The sequence below is a fragment of the Cupriavidus sp. UME77 genome, assembly GCF_014170355.1.
In the GTDB taxonomy this organism is placed as follows: domain Bacteria; phylum Pseudomonadota; class Gammaproteobacteria; order Burkholderiales; family Burkholderiaceae; genus Cupriavidus; species Cupriavidus basilensis.
Genome location: NZ_LZZU01000007.1, coordinates 78,914 through 100,267, shown reverse-complemented (window position 1 = coordinate 100,267; position 21,354 = coordinate 78,914). Strand labels below are relative to the sequence as shown.

Annotated in this window: 15 protein-coding genes and 2 pseudogenes; 9 read left to right on the top strand and 8 right to left on the bottom strand. The window is 64.5% G+C overall.

The annotated features are described in order from the left end of the window. Positions 1-19: 19 nt before the first annotated feature. From A9975_RS03590 to A9975_RS03580, 3 genes are all read right to left on the bottom strand, one after another. Positions 20-982, bottom strand: a complete 963-nt coding sequence (locus A9975_RS03590; protein WP_183031425.1) for a tripartite tricarboxylate transporter substrate binding protein — start codon at positions 980-982, stop codon at positions 20-22. Positions 983-1,051: 69 nt separating this feature from the next. Continuing rightward, positions 1,052-1,645, bottom strand: a complete 594-nt coding sequence (locus tag A9975_RS03585) for a UbiX family flavin prenyltransferase (protein WP_183031424.1) — start codon at positions 1,643-1,645, stop codon at positions 1,052-1,054. Positions 1,646-1,649: 4 nt separating this feature from the next. Beyond that, the gene (locus tag A9975_RS03580) at positions 1,650-3,143 is read right to left on the bottom strand and encodes a UbiD family decarboxylase (RefSeq protein ID WP_183031423.1); all 1,494 of its coding nucleotides are present in this window, start codon (positions 3,141-3,143) and stop codon (positions 1,650-1,652) included. Between the two features lie 341 nt (positions 3,144-3,484). Between A9975_RS03580 and A9975_RS03575 the strand changes: the two genes are divergently transcribed. Further along, positions 3,485-4,429 carry a LysR family transcriptional regulator gene (locus A9975_RS03575; RefSeq protein ID WP_183031458.1) on the top strand — a complete coding sequence of 315 codons (945 nt, stop codon included), beginning with the start codon at positions 3,485-3,487 and terminating at the stop codon, positions 4,427-4,429. Further along, a complete protein-coding gene (locus tag A9975_RS03570; RefSeq protein WP_183031422.1) occupies positions 4,426-5,928 on the top strand; it encodes an aldehyde dehydrogenase family protein in 1,503 nt (500 codons plus the stop codon). Before A9975_RS03575 ends, A9975_RS03570 begins: the two co-directional genes overlap by 4 nt. A gap of 97 nt (positions 5,929-6,025) precedes the next feature. On the opposite strand, the gene A9975_RS03565 is transcribed toward A9975_RS03570, so the two are convergent. Continuing rightward, entirely contained in the window at positions 6,026-7,069 is a 1,044-nt protein-coding gene (locus A9975_RS03565) for a DNA-binding protein (protein WP_183031421.1), read from the bottom strand. A 141-nt stretch (positions 7,070-7,210) separates the two neighbouring features. On the opposite strand from A9975_RS03565, the gene A9975_RS03560 reads away from it, so the two are divergent. After that, a complete protein-coding gene (locus tag A9975_RS03560) occupies positions 7,211-8,410 on the top strand; it encodes a tyrosine-type recombinase/integrase (protein ID WP_183031420.1) in 1,200 nt (399 codons plus the stop codon). A gap of 55 nt (positions 8,411-8,465) precedes the next feature. Here the strand turns inward: A9975_RS03560 and A9975_RS03555 are convergent, their stop codons facing one another. Next, complete coding sequence (locus tag A9975_RS03555) at positions 8,466-8,594, bottom strand: AraC family transcriptional regulator (RefSeq protein ID WP_183031419.1); 129 nt, start codon at positions 8,592-8,594, stop codon at positions 8,466-8,468. A gap of 1,147 nt (positions 8,595-9,741) precedes the next feature. Here A9975_RS03555 and A9975_RS03550 point away from each other — a divergent pair. The 6 genes and pseudogenes from A9975_RS03550 (at position 9,742) to A9975_RS03530 (ending at position 15,483) form a co-directional block, all read left to right on the top strand. Continuing rightward, a complete protein-coding gene (locus A9975_RS03550) occupies positions 9,742-9,999 on the top strand; it encodes an acyl carrier protein (RefSeq protein WP_183031418.1) in 258 nt (85 codons plus the stop codon). A gap of 32 nt (positions 10,000-10,031) precedes the next feature. Further along, positions 10,032-11,675, top strand: a complete 1,644-nt coding sequence (locus tag A9975_RS03545; protein WP_255503043.1) for an AMP-binding protein — start codon at positions 10,032-10,034, stop codon at positions 11,673-11,675. A gap of 7 nt (positions 11,676-11,682) precedes the next feature. Next, positions 11,683-12,738: pseudogene (locus A9975_RS03540) on the top strand (acyl-CoA dehydrogenase family protein); the annotation flags it as partial. Beyond that, the gene (locus A9975_RS37935) at positions 12,692-13,303 is read left to right on the top strand and encodes a DUF4434 domain-containing protein (RefSeq protein ID WP_370563826.1); all 612 of its coding nucleotides are present in this window, start codon (positions 12,692-12,694) and stop codon (positions 13,301-13,303) included. The pseudogene A9975_RS03540 and the gene A9975_RS37935, both read left to right, overlap by 47 nt. A gap of 295 nt (positions 13,304-13,598) precedes the next feature. Then, positions 13,599-14,864, top strand: a complete 1,266-nt coding sequence (locus tag A9975_RS03535) for a M20 family metallopeptidase (protein WP_183031417.1) — start codon at positions 13,599-13,601, stop codon at positions 14,862-14,864. Continuing rightward, positions 14,861-15,483 (top strand): annotated as a pseudogene (locus A9975_RS03530) (trimeric intracellular cation channel family protein). Before A9975_RS03535 ends, A9975_RS03530 begins: the two are co-directional and overlap by 4 nt. Positions 15,484-15,854: 371 nt before the next feature. Here the strand turns inward: A9975_RS03530 and A9975_RS03525 are convergent. From A9975_RS03525 to A9975_RS03515, 3 genes are all read right to left on the bottom strand, one after another. After that, on the bottom strand, positions 15,855-16,382 hold the full coding sequence (locus tag A9975_RS03525; RefSeq protein WP_255503042.1) for a group II intron maturase-specific domain-containing protein: 528 nt from the start codon (positions 16,380-16,382) through the stop codon (positions 15,855-15,857). Positions 16,383-16,653: 271 nt separating this feature from the next. Then, positions 16,654-17,724, bottom strand: coding sequence for a porin (locus tag A9975_RS03520; protein ID WP_183031416.1), 1,071 nt, complete (start codon positions 17,722-17,724; stop codon positions 16,654-16,656). 434 nt (positions 17,725-18,158) lie between these two features. Next, a complete protein-coding gene (locus A9975_RS03515; protein ID WP_183031457.1) occupies positions 18,159-21,164 on the bottom strand; it encodes an FAD-binding and (Fe-S)-binding domain-containing protein in 3,006 nt (1,001 codons plus the stop codon). Positions 21,165-21,354: the final 190 nt, after the last annotated feature.

Here is a 21,354-nt window from a genome sequence, read left to right as displayed (position 1 = left end):
CATGTGCGTCGTTGCTCCGTCATTGCAAGGGGATGGCCGCGTCATGCACCACCTGCTTCCACTTCGCCAGTTCCCTGCCGATAAACGCAGAGAAGTCGGCAGGGCTGCCGCCGTCGGGACGCACGCCCTGCTCGTGGAAGAGATTGCGCACATCCGCCGTGCGCAGCGCGTCGTTGATCTGCGCGTTCAGCTTTCGCACGATCTCCGGGGGCGTGCCGGCCGGCGCGACGATGCCGTGCCAGGATGACGCGTCGTAGCCGGGCAGGCCGCTCTCGGCCATGGTGGGCACCGTGGAAAGCGACGCAAAGCGGCTCCGGTCGGCGACGGCAAGTGCGCGCACCTTGCCGGACCTCACGAAAGGCAACACATGGGGCAACGCGTCGAAGGCCACTTCGACCTGGCCGCCGGCCAGATCGGTCAGCATGGGCGTGCTGCCCTTGTAGGGAACCTGGGCGAGCGTGATGCCGGCACTGCGCTCGAACAGCGCCATGGCAAGGTGGTTGGACGAGCCGCTGCCCGACGAGCCGTAGTTGATCTTGCCGGGCGTGCCCTTAGCGGATTTGACAAGATCGTCCACGGAGCGTATCGGCGATCCGTTGGTCACCACAAGGGTCATCGGCGACTCGCCTGCCAGGATGACGGGCGTGAAGTCCTTGAGGGTGTCGTACGGCAGCGACTTATAGAGCCAGGGATTGGCACCGAAGGGGAACTGCACCACCAGCAGCGTGTAGCCATCGGGCGCGGCCTTGGCCACGAACGAGGTGCCGATGATGGTGCCCGCACCGGGCTTGTTGTCCACCACCACGGGCTGGCCCCAGGCTGCGGCGAGCCTGCTGCCGACGATGCGGGCCAGCGTGTCATTGAAGCCGCCGGGCGGGTACGGCACCACGATGCGGATCGGCTTGGTGGGATACCCTTGCGCATGGGCAAGCCCCGTGAGCAACAGCAAAGCGAGCCCGGCATGGGCGAGCCTAGTTTTCATGTCTGTCTCCTGCCTGTTCAGCATTCAAAGTTCGGCCGGGATCAGCGCCCCGGTCCGCAGCGCTGGCCGTCAGCGGGCAAAGTCGTGAGCGAGGCCCGACCAGCGGCCGACCAGCGTGCCGTGCTCGATCTGGAACAGGTCCAGGATGCGGCCCACGGTGTGATTGACCACATCCTCGATGCTGGTCGGATGCGAGTAGAAGGCGGGCACGGGCGGCATCACGATCGCGCCCATCTCGGTGGCGTGCAGCATGTTGCGCAGGTGCGCGAGGTTCAGCGGGGTTTCGCGCGCCACCAGCACCAGGCGCCGCCGCTCCTTGAGCACCACGTCCGCGGCGCGGGTCAGCAGGTTGTCGGAAAACCCGTTGGCCACCGACGCTAGTGTCTTCATCGAGCACGGCGCGACCACCATGCCCTCGGTCACGAAAGAGCCGCTGGCCACCGCTGCGCCAATATCGCGCACGTTATGCACTACGTCGGCAAGCGCCTCGAGTTCGCTGCGCTTGATGCCGAGTTCCTGGGTCGCGGTGAGCATGCCGGAGGCCGACACGATGAGGTGCGACTCGACGCCGTCCAGGCTGCGCATCGCCTTGAGGAGATTGACGCCGATGGCCGCGCCGCTGGCGCCGGACATACCGACAATGATGCGTCTCTGGCTGGCCATGGCATCAAGCTCCTTCGCCGAGATACGCTTCCCAGTGCGATGGGTCGACCGACACCAGCGCCTGCAAATCGATGGTTGACTCGCCGGGAATCCGCACGCGCGTGAACACATGCGCCGCGTACTTGACCGGGCGGGTCGCGTCCAGCCCCATCTTGGCGCAGATGCCTTGCAGGTGCGGCTCGGGATTGTCGATGCCGGCGAGGTTGGCGGCGACGGTCGTGGAGGGGTCGAGCACCGAGCCCTGCGCCCCGGCGATCACCACCAGGTCCTGGTCTGCCTGGAAGCGGGTCGCGACGGCCCATTCCACCTCGGCCGGGTCGTGGACGTCGACATCGGTATCCACCACGACCACCTGCTTGATGTCGTAGTGCGCGCCAAACGCCGAGAGAATGACGTTCTTCGCTTCGCCCTCGCGCTTCTTGTCGAGCTTTACATACAGGTGGTACCGGCATACGCCGCCCACCGACAGATGCACATCCTGCACCCCGGGATGGCTGCGCTGCAGATGCGCCAGCAAGGTCGCTTCGCGCGGAATCGCCCCGAGCAGCAGGTGCTCCATCTCCGCCGGCACGATGGTGTGATAGATCGGGCGATGACGGTGCGTGACGGCGTCGACCTGGATGACCTCGCGCGGCTCGGCGCTGCTGTAGTACTTGGGAAACTCGCCAAAGGGCCCTTCCATCTCGCGCTCGCCGGGCAGAAGCCGGCCCTCGATCACGATCTCGGCGTTGGCCGGCACACGCACATCGCTGGTGCGGCACTTGATCACTTCAAGCGGCGCGCCGTGCAATGCCCCGGCGATCTCCAACTCGTCATGGTCGATAGGCGTGATGGCCTGCGAAGCAAGCATGGTGAGTGGATCGACACCGATGACAATGGCAATCGGCAGCGCCTCGCCGCATTCCTCCGCCGCGCGGTAGAACGCATCGAGATGCCGCGGCAGCAGCAGGATGGCCATGCGATCCGCGGCATGCACCTGGATGCGGTGGATCGATACGTTCTGCACGCCGGTGCGCGGGTTGCGCGCGATGGCCAGGCCTGCAGTGATATAGGGGCCGTTGTCATGCTCGCTGTGGGTCGGGATGGGCAACAGCCTGTGTAGGTCCACCTTGTCCAGGTGGATGACCTGCTGGCATGCGGCCTCGCCCTGGGCCACCTCGCTCACCGGCAAGGGCTGTGCGGCGGCGCTGCGCATGCGCTCGAGCAGGCCGGCCTCGGGCACGCCCATCGCCTCGGCGATCCACGCGCGGCGCGACATGAACCCGCTCACAACCGGAACGGCATGGCCGCCAGGCCGGCGGAAGAGCACCGCGCGCTCGCCATCGAGCCGCTTGGCGACGGCTGCAAGGGTGTGCTCTAGTGCCACCGGCTCGTCGATTGCAGCCAGCCGGTCCGTGTTGCCGAGGTGGCGCAGCCAGCTGCGCAGGGTCAGCGGCCCTTCGGGCAATGGCGCGGCTTGCGACGCGCTGTTCGTCTTTTCGGCGGGTTGCCTGGACATGGCGTGACTCCTGGGTCGTCGGTGTGCGGCCCAGGCCAGACTGGCCCCGCCGCACGCAATGTGAGGCAAGCCTAGTCAGGAAGATACATCAGGTCTAATACTGTTTATTGATCCAAAATATCATAGTTGCTGATATACGTGTTTGACCCGATGACAGGCGACAGGCGCTGAACGCTAATAGAGACCTTGGGAGCGATCTCGCTTTACAGGCTGCGCCCGGTAGATTTTGCACCTCAGTCCGACTGCCGGCGCTGGCAACCGGCGCCTTTGAGATCACTGATTTATATTTGTTGATTTCCAAGTATCATTTTTAATGATAAAAAATGGGGCAACTCGGGCATATGGATTTAAAGCAGATCCAGTACTTCATCGCGCTCTTCGAGGACGGATCAGTCACTCGGGCCGCCAAGCGGCTGCATATCGTGCAGCCCGCGCTGAGCATGCAGATCGCCAGGCTGGAAGAAGAGCTGAATCAAAAACTGTTCGAGCGCGGCGCGCATGGCATGTCGCCGACCGCCGCGGGCCGCCAGATGTATCGGCTGTTCCTGCCCATCATGCGCGACATCACGCATGCGCGCGAACAACTGGTGCAACGGGACGAGGTCGTCTCCGGAAACATCACGATCGGACTGATCGCCTCCATCGCCGAGGGTGCTCTCGCCGAAGCACTGACCAGCTTTCGTATGCGCTATCCCCAGGTCGAGGTGACCGTGGCCGACGGCTACAGCACCACGCTGATCGACTGGGTAGCGGGCGGCCAGCTGGACGTGGCCATTATCAACAAGCCGCGCGCCCAGTTGTCACTCGACTCCCGGCCGCTGCTCGACGAAGAAATGGTGCTGGCAACGAGCGCGGCCCACGGCCTGGACCTGCCCGGCTCGGTCCAGCTAGCCAGCCTCCCCGCGGTGGAACTGGTGCTGCCCACCAAACGCCACGGCCTGCGCGGCGTGCTCGACAGCGCGGCGCACCAGTTGGACATGATGCTCACGCCCAAGTACGAGATCGACGCGCTCGGCACCATCGTCAAGCTTGTTGCATCAACCAACATGGCCACGATCCTGCCGCGCATCGCGGTGCAGCGCGCGGTGGACCGGGGCACGTTGCGCGTGCACGCCATCCTGGCACCACGGCTAATCCGGCACATCGTGCGCATCAGCCACCCCCGCCGCCCCTTGAGCACAGCGGCCGAGGCGCTGGTCAGCATCATTGCCAGCGAGATCCAGCGTACGTCGGACGCGGCAACGCCCGCCGGCGGCCAAGACTTAAACAAGGAGAAGATGGAATGAACGCGCAACACTGGATTGCCGGCGCCTGGACCGGCGAGCCTTCCGCCGATAGCGTCAACCCCGCCGACGGGACCCTGATCGGGCAGTTCGCGGACGGCGGCACCTGGCAAGCCGAAGCCGCCATCGCCGCCGCGCGCCATGTCTTCGAGCGCACCACCTGGGGCCAGGATGCCCGCCTGCGCCAGGACGTGCTTCTAGCCTGGGCTGGTGCGCTCGAGGCAGAGCGAGAGCGCCTGGCCAGCCTGCTCACCGCGGAAAACGGCAAGCCGGTCGCACAAGCCCGAGGCGAGGTCGGCGCCGCAATTTCAGAGGTCCGCTATTACGCCGGGCTGGCGCGGCACATCCCGGGTCACGTGCTGGAGCCCGAGCCAGGCACGATATCGACCATCCTGCGCGAGCCGGCCGGCGTCGCCGCCATCATCGTCCCCTGGAACGCGCCGGCGGTGCTGCTCGTGCGCTCCCTCGCGCCAGCGCTTGCCGCGGGCTGCACGGCAGTGGTCAAATCGGCAGCGCAAACCACGCTGTTCACAGCCGCAATGCTGCGCTTGTTCGAGCGCACGGCCCTGCCGGCCGGCGCCGTCAATCTGGTCTGCGAAACGGGCTATGCGGCAGCGGACCACCTGGTGCGTTCGCGCGACGTGGACGTAGTGAGCTTCACAGGATCGACCGCAACCGGCAAGAAGATCATGATCGCCGCTGCGGACAGCGTGAAAAAACTCTCGCTGGAACTCGGCGGGAAATCGTGCTGCCTGGTGTTCGACGACGTCGATGCGCAAGCGGTCGCGAAACGGCTTGCGCTTGCCGCCACCGTCATCTCGGGCCAGCAATGCACCGCCGCGCGGCGAGTACTGGTTCACGAAGCCATCGCGCCACAGATGCGCCGGCACCTGACCGAGGCCCTCGCCGCGCTGCGCCTCGGGCCCGGCATCGAGCCCGACACCCAAATCGGCCCGCTGATCGACCACCCGACGCGCGCGATGGTGAGCGCGCAAGTCGAGCGCGCCTGCGACGAGGCGGACACGGTCCTGCTGCGCGGCACGATGCCGGGCGGCGCGCTAGCGCGCGGCGCCTTCCTCAGCCCCACACTAGTGGAACACAGCGACCCCGGTGCCTTCTTCTGCCAGGAGGAGATCTTCGGGCCCTTCGTCACATTCGAGACCTTCGCGACCGAAGACGAGGCGCTAGCCAAGGCCAACAACACCGTCTTCGGCCTGTCCGCCAGCGTCTGGACGCACCACGGCGAGCGCGCCATACGCCTAGCGCGGGCGCTGCGCAACGGCACGGTCTGGGTCAACGACCACAACCGCCTGTTCGCCGAAGCGGAGACGGGCGGCTATCGGCAAAGCGGCCTTGGACGGCTCCACGGTTATGACGCCCTCGCGGACTTCACCGAGTTGAAGCACATCTGCATCCAGGCGGGCCTGCCGAAAGGGATGTCGCAGGCGGGCTGCAGGCTCAGTGGGGTAGCAGCGCGCGAGCGGATGGGAGTTTCCGTCTAGCACCGACCCCGACGCCGCCAAACGGCTGGACCCGCTAGGCAACGACGTAGGTTTATCCCGTGGCGCGGTGGACAAATCCTGCTGCCGCCCACGCCCTTCAGGCCGGCCCCGCCTTGAACTTCAGTTTGGTCTTGGTCGCTGGCACCTGGCGCCGGGTCGTTGCCAGGCGGCGCGATACGGTGGCTTCGGCTTGTGCGCGCTCGGCCTGCCGCAGCGCCGCTTCCAGTTCGGCCCGCAGCCCTTCTTGTGCCGCCAGCCCTCGTCCGAGCGCCTGCTCGGCCGCCGCCAGTTGCCGGCTAAGCGTATCGCGCTCGGCTTGCAGTCGCACCCGCACCTCCGCGGCAGCCACGGCGGCGTCTTGCGCCCTCGCCTGCATAGCCGCCAGTTCGGTGCGCAGGTCCGCGACCGCCTGCTCGGCCTTCTGCCGCAGCGTGCGCTCCTGGTCGATTTCGCGCAGCGCGCGGCGCTCGGTGGCGCTGGCGCGCTCCTGTGCCACCACCACCTGCTCGCGGGTGCGCTCCAGGTCTGCCGAGAACTGCGTGTGCATCTCGCCCAGTTGCCGCTCCAGCGCCTCGACCTGGCGCTTGCTCTCGTCGTGACGCGCCTGGGCTGCGGCGTGGGCCTGGCGCTCGGCGTCCAGTTCCCCTTGTAGCGCCGCGCGCGCGCGCTGGACGGCGTCGAGCTCGGCCTGCACAGCGGCGGTCTCCTGCTCGGCCACCACCACCGCGGCCCGCGCCTGGTCGCGCTGCGCTTGCGCCTCGCTCGCCTGTAGCCGCGCCTCCGCTCGCAAGGCCGCCAGCTCGCCGCTAGCGGCCTCGTTGGCGGCCTGCCAGATCGACTGCACGGCATCGGCCGCGATCACCTTGAGCGCGTCCGGCAGCTCGGGGTGCGCGATGGTCACGTGCATCTTATTGCGCAGGTCTTGCCAGAACTGCGCCAGCACCTCCGTCGGCGTGCCCATGCTGCCCTTGCGCACCAGCCCGTAGAGCTTGTTGGCGGTGGGCGTGATGCCATAGCGGAAGAACAGCAATCCGCACACCTCTCGATAGAGAGCACGTGTTTCCGGGAAGCGTTCGCGCAGTTGGACGATGTCAGCCTGCAGGATTTGCTCGTTTGCCGTGGTTTCCGGGCTAGTGGTCATGGGTTTTGGAGAAGATCCGACAATTTTTAAATATTACTACGTAATACGTAAGTTTTCATGAACTAACAGACAATATTTAGACATAATTGTTGTTCTGTCTATAATTGTGCATAATTTGAGAACGCGACTCACGCCTCACCCATGGAATCCAGCCAGCTGCCCCTCGCCACCCTGCCAGCCACCCCGATCGAGCGCTTGCGCCTGCCCGCCGAGCTATCCGGGGCCGCAGGCACCAACCGGGCGCGCGGCGGCACCCCGCAGATCTCGGCTGCGGAGGATTTGGCCGCGGTGACTGCCTGGCTGGCACGCTATGCCGAGACGCCCACCACCCTGCAGACCTATCGGCGCGAGGTAGAGCGGCTACTGCTATGGGCCGTGATGCAGCATGGCAAGCCGCTGTCGTCGCTGACCCATGAGGATCTACTGGTGTACGAGCGTTTCCTGGCCGACCCGCAGCCAGCCTGGCGCTGGGTGATGGCGTCGCGCAAGAAACTAGCGCGTGGTGCGCCAGAGTGGCGGCCGTTTGCCGGGCCGCTCTCCCCGGTTAGTGCGCGGCACACCATGGTGATCCTCAATGGCTTGTTCGCCTGGCTGGTCGACGCGGGCTACCTGGCCGGCAACCCACTGTCGCTGGCGCGCAGCCGGCGCAGCCTGCCCAAGCCGCGCATTACCCGCTACCTGAGCCACGACATGTGGCAAGCGGTCAAGGACGCCACCGATGCCATGCCGGTCGAGACCGAGCGCGACCGCTTGCACGCGGCGCGTTGCCGTTGGCTGCTGACCGTCCTGTATCTCGGTGGCCTGCGTGCCGCGGAAGCGGCCAGCATGCGCATGGGGGCGTTTTTTTGCCGGCGCGACAGCCAGGGCCTGGAGCGGTGGTGGATGGAGGTGACGGGCAAGGGCAACAAGACGCGGCTAGTGCCGGCCACCGATGAGTTGATGGTGGAGCTGGCGCGTTACCGCAACGCCAACGGCCTGCCGCCTGCGCCAAGCCCCGGCGAGGATCGCCCCATCGTGCTGCCCGTGATCGGGCGCGAGCGCGCCCTGTCGCGTGGCGCGCTGCATCTGGTGCTCAAGGAGATCTTCGCGCTGGCGGCAGAGCAGTTGCGCGCGCGCGGACCCGAATGGGCAAGCCGTGCCGAGGTGCTGGCCAGCGCCTCGGCACACTGGCTGCGGCATACGGCAGGGTCGCATATGACGGACCAGCAGGTGGACCTGCGCTTCGTGCGGGACAACTTCGGACATGCGTCCATCGCCACGACCAGCGCATACCTGCATACGGAAGACGATGCGCGGCATGCGGCCACGCAGGAACGGCACCGTATTGGGTGGAAGCGTTAGTACTAGCAACCCCGCGAGCCGATCGCGCCGGGGCTGGCACGGCCGGCACAGCGCACTACGCGCCCAACGTTTGCACGTATCCCTGCACCGAATGCCTGAATGCCCTTGGCGTGAGGTTGAACTGCTCGCGAAATGCGGTGGCAAAGTTTGCCGCGCCGGAGAAACCGACTTGCGCGGCAATCAAAAGATGGGCGCGGGCAACACCGGTGCCGGCGGCCTTGCCCTCCGTGCATTTTCACTATGCGAGACAGATCCACGCGACGTATAAGCGGTCATATTGAGCCATAGGCGGAAATACCAGCCGGGTCATCTCGGCCTCACGTGCGATCACGCGATCCGGCGAGAGACGTTCCCACTACTGTTCTTGCTCGCTGCGGATTCTCCCGCCATGCATCGGAGCGCTCTGCCGTGGACCGATGAGGTGCCGGCGAACGTCACGGACAGCCACGCCACGCATCGGGCGTCACTCCCTGCCCTCGTCACCGTGTTCCTGATGGACACTCCGGATATGCCAATGGCACGCTTTCTCCCGCGAAAGTCCATCACCGGATCGGTGACGAGATGTTATCAGGGATATCAAACAAGACAAGCAGTCAGCCAAACAATATTGATAAATAAATATGCCGACCCAGTCGAGATCAAAAAGTCAAAATCACCTCTTCCAATCCATCAACTAACATTGCCTCGCGCTTATGAATTGCTTTTCATAATTCGTAAACTAAAAAAAGCTCATTAGACATGCCCCCTCATTTGGGTCAGGTTGACTCATTAGCCTCATCTCCGTAGCGCATTACCCATACGCTTAATAACTAGCGACCGCGGGGCCTGGAAGCCATTGTGCCGAATCGCTCGGCCATGGGAAAGCGATCATCAATCCCCTCGAACCGGGGGATTTCTCCAGAAAAACGCTGTCACTCATACCCTGGCGCCGCGAATCCCCCGCCCGCATCCTCCCACAAGAGCACTCCGCTCAAGCAAGGCAAAGCGCCATTTCTCCCTACTTTTTAGATTGTCAAAAAATGTAAGTAATTAGCCGATTCAAAGGTTTTTTCCTATCCAGCAAACACTTGCATTGAATTGGACTCCTAGAATCCGTGCCGAATTGCTTGAACGATGCAATACGTCAACGCTAAATAAAGCTTTGCGTAGCGGCCGGCAAACTAATAAAACTATATCTTGATAGAACCAGCCGGCATGAGAGTGCTTTCGATTGTGGTAACTCGGCCCGAAGCCATTAAGATGGCGCCGCTCGTGCAAGCGCTGAATCGCGCTTTCTCTATTTCCAATTCTGAATCCAATGCTGAGCGCCGCAGGCGCAGGGAGACTACTCAATGCACACGCAATTCACCGACAAACAGGCTGCCGTCGAAAACAAGCTTGTCAAGATCATCGAGAGCGTCATCCTCACCCGGGTCGATCCTGACACCTTGCTGATCGAGTCCGGCCTGGTCGGCTCGCTCAGCGCGGTGGACCTGGCCCTGGCGGTCGAGCGCGAGTTCGGCTGCAAGATCCCGCCCACCGAGATCGACGTCCAGCTCGAGTCAGTGCGCACGCTGGCCGCCTTCATCGCCGCCCAGGGCCATGCCTGAGCCCGGTTCGAACGCGCCATCCGGAGTTCCCCATGCGCTTTGACTTTGACAATTTCCGCTTCGCCGATCCCGACTCGGCAGGCAGCGCCCTGGCCGTGGTGGATATGCAGGACGGCCTGAGCTGGAACACGCTGCGCGCCCGTACCGGGGCCTGGGCAGGCGGACAACGACGTCTTCCGCCCCGGCACCGCCGCCACGGTCCTGAAGGAGCGCGGCGTGGCCTACATCATGTTCACCTCGGGCAGCACCGGCGACCCCAGGGCGTGCAGATCGGCCGCGAGAGCCTGGGCCTGTTCGCCGGCTGGATCCGCGACTGCCTGCGGCTGGACGCCGCGCCAGTGTTCATGGACCAGATGCTGTTCAGCTTCGACTTCTCGCTGTTCAACGTGGCCGGCGCGCTGGGCCTGGGCGGCACCTGCGTGCTGTGCCCGCGCGAGCTGACCGCCGAGCGCGATGCCTTCGCCGCCTACCTGGCGCACCACCGCGTCACGATGTGGGCGTCGACGCCGTCATTCGTGCGCCAGCAATTGCTCAACCCCGCCTTTAACGCGGCCACGCTGCCCGAACTGAAGGTCTTCCTGTTTGGCGCCGAATCGCTATCGCCGACGCTGGCTGAGGCGCTGTGGGAACGCTTCCCGGCCGCGCGCATCGTCAACTCCTATGGCCCCACGGAGGCAACCTGCTCCACCACCTGGGTCGAAATCGACGCCGAGCTGCGCCAGCAAGCCCCCAATCCCTTCCAGATCGGGCGGGCCAAGCCCTACGCGGCATTGTTCCTCGACCAGGGCGAGCTGTGCATCGCCGGCGACCACGTGATGCGCGGCTACCTGAACCGGCCCGACCTCAACCAGACCCGCCTGTTTCTTCACCAGGGCAAGCGCGCGTACCGCAGCGGCGATCTCGCGCATATCGACGCCGCCGGGCTGGTGCATTTCCGGGGGCGCGCCGACGACCAGATCAAGCTGCATGGCTACCGCATCGAACTGGCCGAAGTGGATGCCGCGCTGGCCAGCCTGCCCGGCGTACGCGCGGGCGCGGCAACCGTCTGCGCCGCGCCGCCCGCCACCGAAGGCGCGCTGGCCCAGCTCTATGCGGCGCGTCCGCCACAGGGATCCGCCTACGTCCGGGTGCTCAACCCGGACGCCGCCACGGCTACCGTGGCGGTAGCCCAGGGCCACGCCCAGGCCATCGGCAGCAATGGCGCCGCCGCCGCCACCTATGCCGTGGTCAAGGGCAGCCAGCCCTTCACCGTGCGCGTCGACGGCAAAGAGGCCGCCACCCTGCAGGTGCAGCCGGACACCTTCACCACGCTGCTGCTGGCGCGCACCGGCGGCAAGCTGTCGGTGGTGCCGCTGGACGACGGCAGCGGCGGCCCAGATGCGCTCAAGGCAGAGCTGCGCTTCTACAACGCCATCCGCGACTGCGAGGGCGCCCAGTTGGCGCTGGCGCCGTCCGGCACATCGATCTTCCAGGCCGTGCGGCCCCACAGCGCCGTCCATCGCGCCATCAACCCGGTCAGCGCAACCGTCGATGCCGCGTGCGGCAGCGCGCGCGCGCCCGAACTGGCACTGCCTGCACTGCAGCCGGGCGACCACTACAGCCTGTTCCTGACCGGCAGCGCGGCCAGGCCCGTACTGCGCGGCCAGGTCAGCCGCACTGACCCTTACAGCAAATAAGCCACCCATGCGCCCAGTCTTCCGAGACGACCACGAACAATTCCGCGAGCAGGTACAGCGCTTTATCGCCCAGGAAATCGCCCCGTGCTATGCCGGATGGGAGCGCCAGGGAATCACGCCGAAACACCTGTGGCAACGCGCGGGCAGCGCTGGCCTGCTCAACTGCGCCCTGCCCGAGCCCTTCGGCGCCGGCGGCGACTTCGGCCATGCCACCGTGGTGATCAAGGAACTGGCGCGCGCCAACTACCTCGGCATCGGCTTCTCCATCCACTCGGACATGGTCTCGCCCTACCTGCTCCGCTACGGCACCCCCACCCAGCAAGCACGATGGCTCCCCGCCATGGCGCGCGGCGAGTGCATCGGCGCCATCGCCATGACCGAGCCCGATGCCGGCAGCGACCTCAAGGCGATCCGCACCCGCGCCCGCCCCGACGGCAACGGCAGCTACGTGCTGAGCGGGCAAAAGACGTTTATCACCAACGGCGTCAACGCCGGACTGGTGATCGTGGCCGCTAGCACCAACCCGGAGCTGGGCGCGCGCGGCCTCTCCCTGTTCTGTCTGGACGACGGCATGCCGGGCTTGCGCAAGGGGCCGCCCATGGCCAAGATCGGCCAGCACGCGCAAGACACCTGTGAGCTGTTCTTCGACGATGTACAGGTCAGCGTCGATCGTCTGCTGGGCGCGGAAAACAACGGCTTTGACCTGCTGGCCCAGCAACTGGCGCCGGAACGCCTGGCTATTGCATTGCGGGCCTGCGCCTCGCTGGAAGGCACGCTGGAAGAGGCGATCGCCTACACACGCCAGCGCAAGGCCTTCGGCCGGCGCGTGATCGACTACCAGAACACCCGCTTCAAGCTGGCCGATGGCCGTGCACAGTTGGCCATGCTGCGCGTGTTCCTGGACCACTGCCTGACGTTGCAGTTGCAGGACTCCCTCGACCCTGTCACCGCCGCCATCGCCAAGCTCAACGCCACCGAACTGCAAGGCCGCATGCTCGACGACCTGCTGCAGATGTATGGCGGCTATGGTTATATGGCCGAATACAGCATTGGCCGCGCATGGGGATGCCGAGCAGGCCAAATGGCCGAGCCGGAACAATTTCAGCGGCTGGTACATTCCCTACGAACTGGAGCAGCACAACTGGGGCACGCCGCAGCGCCAAGCCTTGCTGGTGCCCTGGCTGCAAGCCATCGCCTCGGCCACATCGGCAGGCCGCACCCCGCAGCCGGCCATTTCCACCTACTACAGCCGCTTGCCCTCGTCCGGCACACTGGAGGGTCTATGGGCCGTCATACTCGACCAGGTGGTGATTCGCCCGATGATCCAGGACGGCGTCGGGGTCAACGGCCTGGACAACTACCAAGCGCTAGCGCCGTTGCTCGCGCTGCTGCGCACCCGCGAGACATCGTTCGACCTGATCGTGGAGCTGTTCCAGGAATTGCCTTCCCAGGATGCCGCCACCTTCAAAGCCGTCTCCGCCAGCCTGCTGCGGCTGCAGCGGCAACTTGCCATTGCGCGGCGAACGGGTAGCCAACAACTGGTTGCCTTCGCTCTCGATCCCTGGGTGATTGGAGAATCTCCGCAAGCAAAGCAACTTCTGGAAGCCTGGCGCGACCTCAGTACATAAGCACTGCTGGCATGACCTCAAGTTGCTGCCAGGTCGCCGCTTTCTGTTCGGGCTAACCTTTTTGCGCAATTCGTGACTTCCTGAAGTGACATTTGCGAGGGCGGCGATAGCACACGTGCAGGTAGTGCGAGCCCGGATGCCATACGCCTATCTGATAGCGACGACGCATCATCCCGAATCACGGATAGGCGCATTGAGTCCTATACTGCAACATCATAGGTCTCCAGCTGCGAAACGGGATGACGATTGCGCGATCGCGTAAGGCATCCTACATATTCACAATCCGGAGGTTGCCATGAATCCGCTCGTCCAAGCCCTGACTACCTGCGGCGCAGAGCTGCTGGCGGAACTCGAAACGATCTACAAGGATATCCACCTGCACCCGGAACTGTCGATGCAGGAGGTTCGCACCGCCAAGCTCGCGGCCGATTACATCGAAACGTTGGGCTACGAGGTGACGCGCGCGGTGGGCGTCACAGGCGTCGTTGGCGTGTTGCGCAATGGCGAAGGCCCTACCGTGATGTTGCGTGCCGACATGGATGCACTACCCATGGCGGAGAATACCGGCTTGCCCTATGCCAGTACCGTCAAGGCAAAAGATGAGGACGGTGTGGAGGTAGGCGTCGCGCACTCCTGTGGACACGACCTGCACGTGACCTGGCTGATGGGGGCGTCGCGCATTTTTGCAGAGCATCGCGACGCCTGGAAAGGCACTGTCATGCTCGTGTTCCAGCCCGGCGAGGAAGTGGGCCGGGGTGCAGCGAGCATGGTTCAGGATTGGGGGGAGGGGCGCTTCCCCAAGCCAGACATTATCTTGGGGCAGCACGTAATGGTAGGACTGAGTGGAACAGTCTGCTACCGCCCAGGTGTCATCCTGTCAGCCGGTGACAGCTTGAAGATCAAGCTATTCGGTCGCGGGTCACATGGCTCACAACCGCAGACCGCCATCGATCCGGTGATCATGGCTGCCGCCACCACATTGCGCCTGCAAACCATCGTTTCGCGTGAAATCTCGCCGCTGGACAATGCAGTGTTGACCATTGGCTCGCTGCAGGCCGGCACCAAGGAAAACATCATTCCGGACGATGCCACGATCAAGCTCAATATGCGCACCTTCGACGAAGATGTGCGCGAGTACATGCTGTCGTCCGTCAAACGCATTTGCTGCGCCGAGTGCGATGCCTCCAATGCCGAGCGGGCGCCCGAGTTCACCACGCTCAGCAGTTACCCGCTAACCGAAAACGACGATGCCTCGACCCAGAAGATCGCGGCAGCCTTCAAAGCACAGTTTGGCGACAAGGCCTTCGAGACTTCTCCGGCGTCGGCAAGCGAGGACTTCAGCATCTTCGGGCGTACGTGGAATGTGCCATATGTTTTCTGGTTCGTCGGCGGTACCGACCCCAGTGTGTATGCACAGGCCAAGAAGGAAAAGCAAATCAATAAGATACCGAGCAATCATTCGCCCAAGTTCGCACCAGTCATCCACCCGACGCTCGAAACGGGGCTGCAGGCAATGCTGACGGCGGCGTCTGCCTGGCTTTGCAATCAGCAAGCGGCATGATGGAGCACAGTCTCTTTGTCTTGGTCGACCTGTTCGGTACCTTCGCTTTTGCAGTCAGCGGTGCTCTTGCCGCTGAACAGAAGCGCCTCGATCTATTCGGTGTCGTCGCGATCAGCTATATGACGGCCTGCGGCGGATGAATCGTTCGGGATCTCTGCCTGGGCTCGCTGCCGCCGGTGGGCATTTCAGATTGGCGGTATCTCGCGACTTCGGCATTGGCCGCAGCGATGGCAATCTGGACGAGACCAATCGTTGACCATCTTCAGCATCCTGTTTTTTTGACTCGCTTGGACTGGGCTTCTTTGCGGTCGTTGGCGCACACAAGGCGCTGCTGCTTGGCCACAACATCGAGGTTGCCATCGTGCTCGGCATGGTGACCGCTGTCGGCGGCGGCATGGCCAGAGATGTGGTGCTCAATCGCATGCCGATCATCCTGCAGAAGGAAATCTACGCCCTCGCCGCACTGGTCGGCGCAGCCATACAAGTTCTTGGACAATTCATGGAATGGAGGGTGGCAGTTACGCCTTGGTTTGCGGCGTCGATCTGCTTCGCAATCCGCCTGCTTGCCCTGCGCTATTGCTGGAGCCTTCCTGTTTTTCATAGGACGGACGCCGCGTAGTCGGCGAAGCGTCCGATGCCAACCGTGTAGACGCAAGCGCCGCACCTGACCGACCATTCGCGTGACGGACGTGTGACTGGATTGTGCTCGCGACAGGTGATGTGGACGGACACGATCCTCGCCCCCCCTCCGATCAACGCGTGTTTGCTGGGCACTGACAAACAAGGAGTCTGTCTTGCGTAGATCTGCGGGAACGTGCGCAAGGGATGGTTTGGCAAGGAGGCCGTGCTTCTGACGATTCGCGAGCAGATTGCTGATCGCGCGTGCACGACTTGAGTACTGAATTTCCCTGGCACGCTCTGATACGTCAAGAAATGACGACAGTATCGTCATCCCTGGGCAATGTGACTGCGATCGAGTAGGGTGAGGGGTCACCCCCTCAGCCCTCTCACACCACCGTACGTGCGGTTCCGCATACGGCGGTTCACGAACGAGACTGCAAGCGCCGCTGGGTATCCAGTAGCGAGATCAGCCCCATGGTGTCGAAGTAGCCCTTCGGGAAGGCCGCGCGCCCCAGCATTCCACCATGGGCCCTGCCCATTGCGGGCCGAGTGCCACGCGCGATCCTCCGTTACGCCCTGCCGACGCAGCATCACAGTGCGGGTAGCGCGGCTCTTGGCCTGCCGCCATAGCAAGCAGCGCAACCGCCGCCGCATCCACCCGTCCAGCGTCTCCAACACGCCTTTCGCTTCCGTGTGCTGGAAGTAGCCGATCCACCCGCGCAGCACCGGATTCAGCACTGCTATCGTGTGGGCCAGGCGCCTGCCCCGCGGTGCAGATCTCCCCGGGTATGACGCACCCACCTTCACGCTTATGCCTGTCGGATCTACGCCGCATCGTTCCGTGCAAGTACTGGGCTTTGGCGATTCCGGCCACCTCGCCCCGATACAGCGCCTCATCCGCTTCCTGTTCGTCAGGCCAGCGCTTTGCCTCGGGCTTCCTTCAGACCCCCAGTCGCCCGGGGAACCCTTGCCTCTGGCTAACACTTCCCCTTGCCGGGTGTGTAAGGGACTTCCACCCTCTCTAGTGAGTGCGCCCTGCCGGGCGCACCGAAAAAAGGCCGGCAAATCTGCCGGCCAAGCGTCCTTGCACCCAGTGAACAAAGGCAAGGTCGATATGACTTGTCTCCAGCGCACCCCGACAGCACGCTGGCTGATATCGCGAGCGGTATTAGAAGCGGTGACGCACGCCAACCATGGCGCCGGTCTGGTTCTGGCCGGGCAGGGTGTTCATTGCGTTGGTCACGCCGTAGGTTGCCTGCCCCTTGTTCTTCACGTAGCCGAGCAGCACGTAGGCATCGGTGCGCTTGGACAGGGCATAGTCGGCATTCAAGACGTACATCCACGAACTGTTGCTGTCCTTGCGGGCGTCGGTGTAGTAAGCCGCGCCGGTCAGGCTGAAGGCAGGCGTGAGCTTATACAGCGCGCCCAGCCAGTACAGGTTGTCCTGGCGGACTACGGTCGCACTGGAGACCTCATCGCGCATCCAGCGATAGCCGGCAAACACCTTGGCGTCGCCGAACGCATACGCGCCACCGATTGCGGCGCGCTTGGCCGCGGCGCCGGACGTGGCAATGGTGCTGCCCTGGTACTGGTCATAGGCGACACCCACCGAGACCGGGCCGTTCGCGTACGCCAAGCCGCCACCGAAGTTCTTGCCAACCCGGAAGCTACCCGGCACTTCCCCACCATTGGTGATGTTGCTATCACGGCCGAAGCTGTAGAAGCCGGTGGCGGTCAGGCCGCCGAACTTGCCGGTGTACTTGACGGCGTTGTCGGCGCGGCCGTTAAAGCCCTGGGTATCGACCGAGTTGAGCGAGTAGCTGGTGCCGACCGCCATCGGGTCGTAGGCGCCGAACAGGTCATACAGGGCGTTTTGCTGGCGGCCCAGCGTGACTGCGCCGAAGTTGCTCTGCAGGCCAACATAGGCCTGACGGCCGAACAAGCGGTTGCCTTGGGCGGACTTCCCCGTGTCGAGGTCAAAACCGCTTTCCAGCACGAAGATGCCCTTCAGGTTATTGCCCAGGTCCTCCACACCGCGAATGCCCCAGCGCGAACCGGAGAGGCCACCGGACGTCAAGCCTGTGACCGAGCCGCCACCGTTAGGGCCTTGCACGTGACTCTGGAAGCTAACGCCGGCATCGGCAATGCCGTAAAGCGTCACGCCAGACGATTGCGCTGAAGCAGCGGTGGACACGGCGCACGCAGCAGCTGCTGCCAAAACGAAGAGAGGTTTTTTCATGATCATTTTCGGTTTCTGATTGATCCGGTAGGGTCACGCTACCGGGGAAGCCTGCCTTGGCGAGAAAGCGAGACAGCCAAGGCCAACCCCATGCGAGTGACGCATCGTAAGGCACTTATGTGACAGCAATAAGTAAATAGTTATCCAATCGGAACATCTATTGTTCCGGATACGGGAATAACTGTTCGAGCAGGCAGCCAAGTGAAGCGTCGCCCTGGGAGCGTGCGTGGCGCTGCGTGGGGGACGAGACTCACGCGGTGAGTCGCAGTAAGGCAGTGAGTTTTGCAATAGCCCCGAAGGACTGCCAGGCTATGCCGCCAGGGCATGGAATTGCCGCACTGCGGCGGTAGTGCTCCCTTCGGGCCGGTGGATTTGCCCCTTGGCAAAACAGCTATCCACGATGAACTGCGCGTGCATCAAGCCTGCGGCCCACCCTACCGCTTCAGCGCCATCGCCAGCACCCGCGCCACGTGCATGGCCTCGGTGTCGGCGCCGTCCAGGATCTGGTGGCGGCAACTGGTGCCGTCGGCCACCACGATGGCATTGGCGGCGCGCTTGCGCACCGCTGGCAGCAGCGATAGCTCGGCCATGGCCTTGGACGCCTCGTAATGCTCGGCCTCGTAGCCAAAGCTGCCCGCCATGCCGCAGCAGGACGATTCCACCGGGGAGACCTTCAGGCCGGGGATCCATCCCAGCACGGTCTGCACCGGGGTGAAGGCGTCGAATGCCTTCTGGTGGCAGTGGCCGTGCACCACGGCCTCGCTCGTCTGCAGCGCATCGAGGTCGAGCGAGAGGCGTCCGGCTTCTTTCTCACGCACCAGGAACTCCTCGAACAGGAACGCCTGCGCGGCCAGCTTCCTGGCCTCGTCGCCGTAGCCATAGTTCAGGAACTCATCGCGCAAGGACAGCAGGCACGAAGGCTCCAGGCCGACGACGGGAATGTCGCGATCGACATAGGGCTTGACCGCATCCAGCAGGCGGCGCGCCTCCTCCTTGGCCTGGTCCACCAGCCCCGCCGCAAGGAAGGTGCGGCCGCAGCACAAGGGGCGCTCGCCTTCGCGGCGGTTGAAATGCACCGTGTAGCCCGCCGCCTCCAGCACCTGCTGCGCCGCCAATGCGTTCTCCGGCTCCATGTAGTTGCTGAAGGTGTCGACGAAGAGCATGACTTCGCGGCCCGCCCCGCCTTGGCGCGTTGCCTTGGCTTTCGACAAGAACGCGGGCTTGAAGCGCGGCAGCGAGCGTTGCGGCGCGAATCCCATGGCCCGCTTGACCACACCGGAGATGCCGGGAAGGCTATCGGCCAGCGCTAGCAGCGTGGCAAGGCGGCTCGCCACCGGCGCATAGCGCGGCATGAACGCCACCATGCGCTCGCGCAGGGTGATGCCGTGCCGCCGGGCCCAGGCATGGCGCGCTTCGATCTTGAACCTGGCCATGTCCACACCGGTCGGGCAATCGCGCTTGCAGCCTTTGCAGGAGACGCACAGGTCAAGCGCTTCCTTGACTTCGGGGCTGGCAAGGCCGTCGTCGCCCAGTTGGCCCGACACTGCCAGCCGCAGCGTATTGGCACGGCCGCGCGTGACGTGCTGCTCGTCCTTGGTCACGCGATAGCTCGGGCACATGGTGCCCGCATCGAACTTGCGGCAGTGGCCGTTGTTGTTGCACATCTCCACCGCCGCAGCCAGGCCGCCGGCGCGGTCGGTGCCCGTGCCGGGCGCCGTCTCCTCGCCGGTCAGCGGGTTGCGGCTGACGTTCCATGCGGACCAGTCGAGCGCCGGCGTGAGCGGCAAGGCGGCATAGCCCGGCGCAAAGCGGAAGTTCTCGCGCGCGTCCATCCTGGGCGGGCGTACGATCTTGTCCGGGTTGAAGCGGTTGTCCGGATCGAACAGCGCCTTGATCTCGCCGAAGGCGGCGTTGATGCGCGGGCCATACTGCCAGGCTACCCATTCGCCCCGGCACAGGCCGTCGCCGTGTTCTCCGGAGTACGCGCCCTTGTACTCGCGCACCAGCTCCGCCGCTTCCTCGGCGATCTCGCGCATGCGCACCGCGCCGTCGCGCCGCATGTCCAGGATCGGGCGCACATGCAGCGTGCCCACGCTGGCATGGGCATACCAGGTGCCTTCGGTCTCGTGCTTGTGGAACACGGCGGTAAGCCGGCGGGTGTACTCGGCCAGGTGCTCCAGCGGCACGGCGCAATCCTCGATAAAGGAAACCGGCTTGCCGTCGCCCTTCATGCTCATCATGATATTGAGCCCGGCCTTGCGCACATCCCACAGCGCCTTCTGCGACTTGGCGTCGGCCATCTTGACCACCGAGCCGGGCAGCCCCAGGTCGCTCATCAGCGCCGCCAGGTCGTCAAGCTGCGCCAGCAGCGCGCTGCGTTCCTCCCCGGCGAACTCGACCAGCAGGATGGCTTGCGGCTCGCCGGACAAGGCGCTCTCGATGACCGGGCGGAACGCCGGGTTCTCCATCGACAGGTCGATCATGGTGCGGTCCACCAGCTCCACCGCAACCGGCTTGAGCCTGACGATATGCTGCGTCATGTCCATGGCCTGGTAGAACGTGGGGAAATTCACCACGCCCAGCACCTTGTGCCGTGGCAGCGCAGACAGCTTCAGCGTGACCTGCCGGCTATAAGCCAGCGTGCCCTCCGAACCCACGAGGATATGCGAGAGATTGGCGTAGCCGTCGTCGGTGTAGGCGCGCGGATTCTGGCATGCGAACAGGTCGATGTTGTAGCCGGCCACACGGCGCAGCACCTTGGGCATGCGCTCGGTAATCTCGTCGCGCTCGCGTGTGGCGATGCGTTGCAAGCCCTTCAGGATGCCCGCCACGCGCGGATCGGAAACCGATGCCTTCAGCGAGCCGAAATGGCATTGGCTGCCATCCGCCAGCACGGCATCGATGCCCAGCACGTTGTGCACCATGTTGCCGTACTCGATGGAGCGCGAGCCGCAAGAGTTGTTGCCGGCCATGCCGCCGATGGTGCATTGCGCCCCCGTCGATACATCCACCGGGAACCACAGGCCGTGCGGCTTCAGCCAGGCATTGAGGTGGTCCAGCACAATGCCGGGCTCAACCGTGACGGTGGCGGCGACGGGATCAAAATCCATCACGTTGTTCAGCCACTTGCTGTTGTCGATCACCAGCGCCTCGCCAACCGTCTGGCCGCACTGGCTGGTGCCGGCGCCGCGCGCCAGTACCGGGGCTTTTTCGTCGCGGGCGATCTCCAGCGCCAGCAACAGGTCCGCCTGGTCCCGTGGCACCACCACGCCGATGGGCGTGATCTGGTAGATCGAGGCATCGGTGGCGTAGCGGCCCCGGTTGGCGCGGTCGAAAAACACGTCGCCGCGCAGTTCCTTGCGCAAACGGGCCGAGAGCGGCGACGGGGCCGGGCCGGCGCGGCCCGGCGACGGCACAAGATGAATCGGCTTGACGAGCATCGGGGAGGAGGATGGATTCACGGCTTTCTTCCAGGGCTTGTGTGGAGCGGTGCGGTGCCGGCGCGCCGTGTCATGCGACGATCAGATCAACCAGCGGCAGGCCGGCGAGCCGGCTGGCGAGTTCCTGCGCGGGGTAGGAATAGAGATGGGAATAAGGCTGGCGCATGGTTTGCGGGTCGGTTGGCATGTC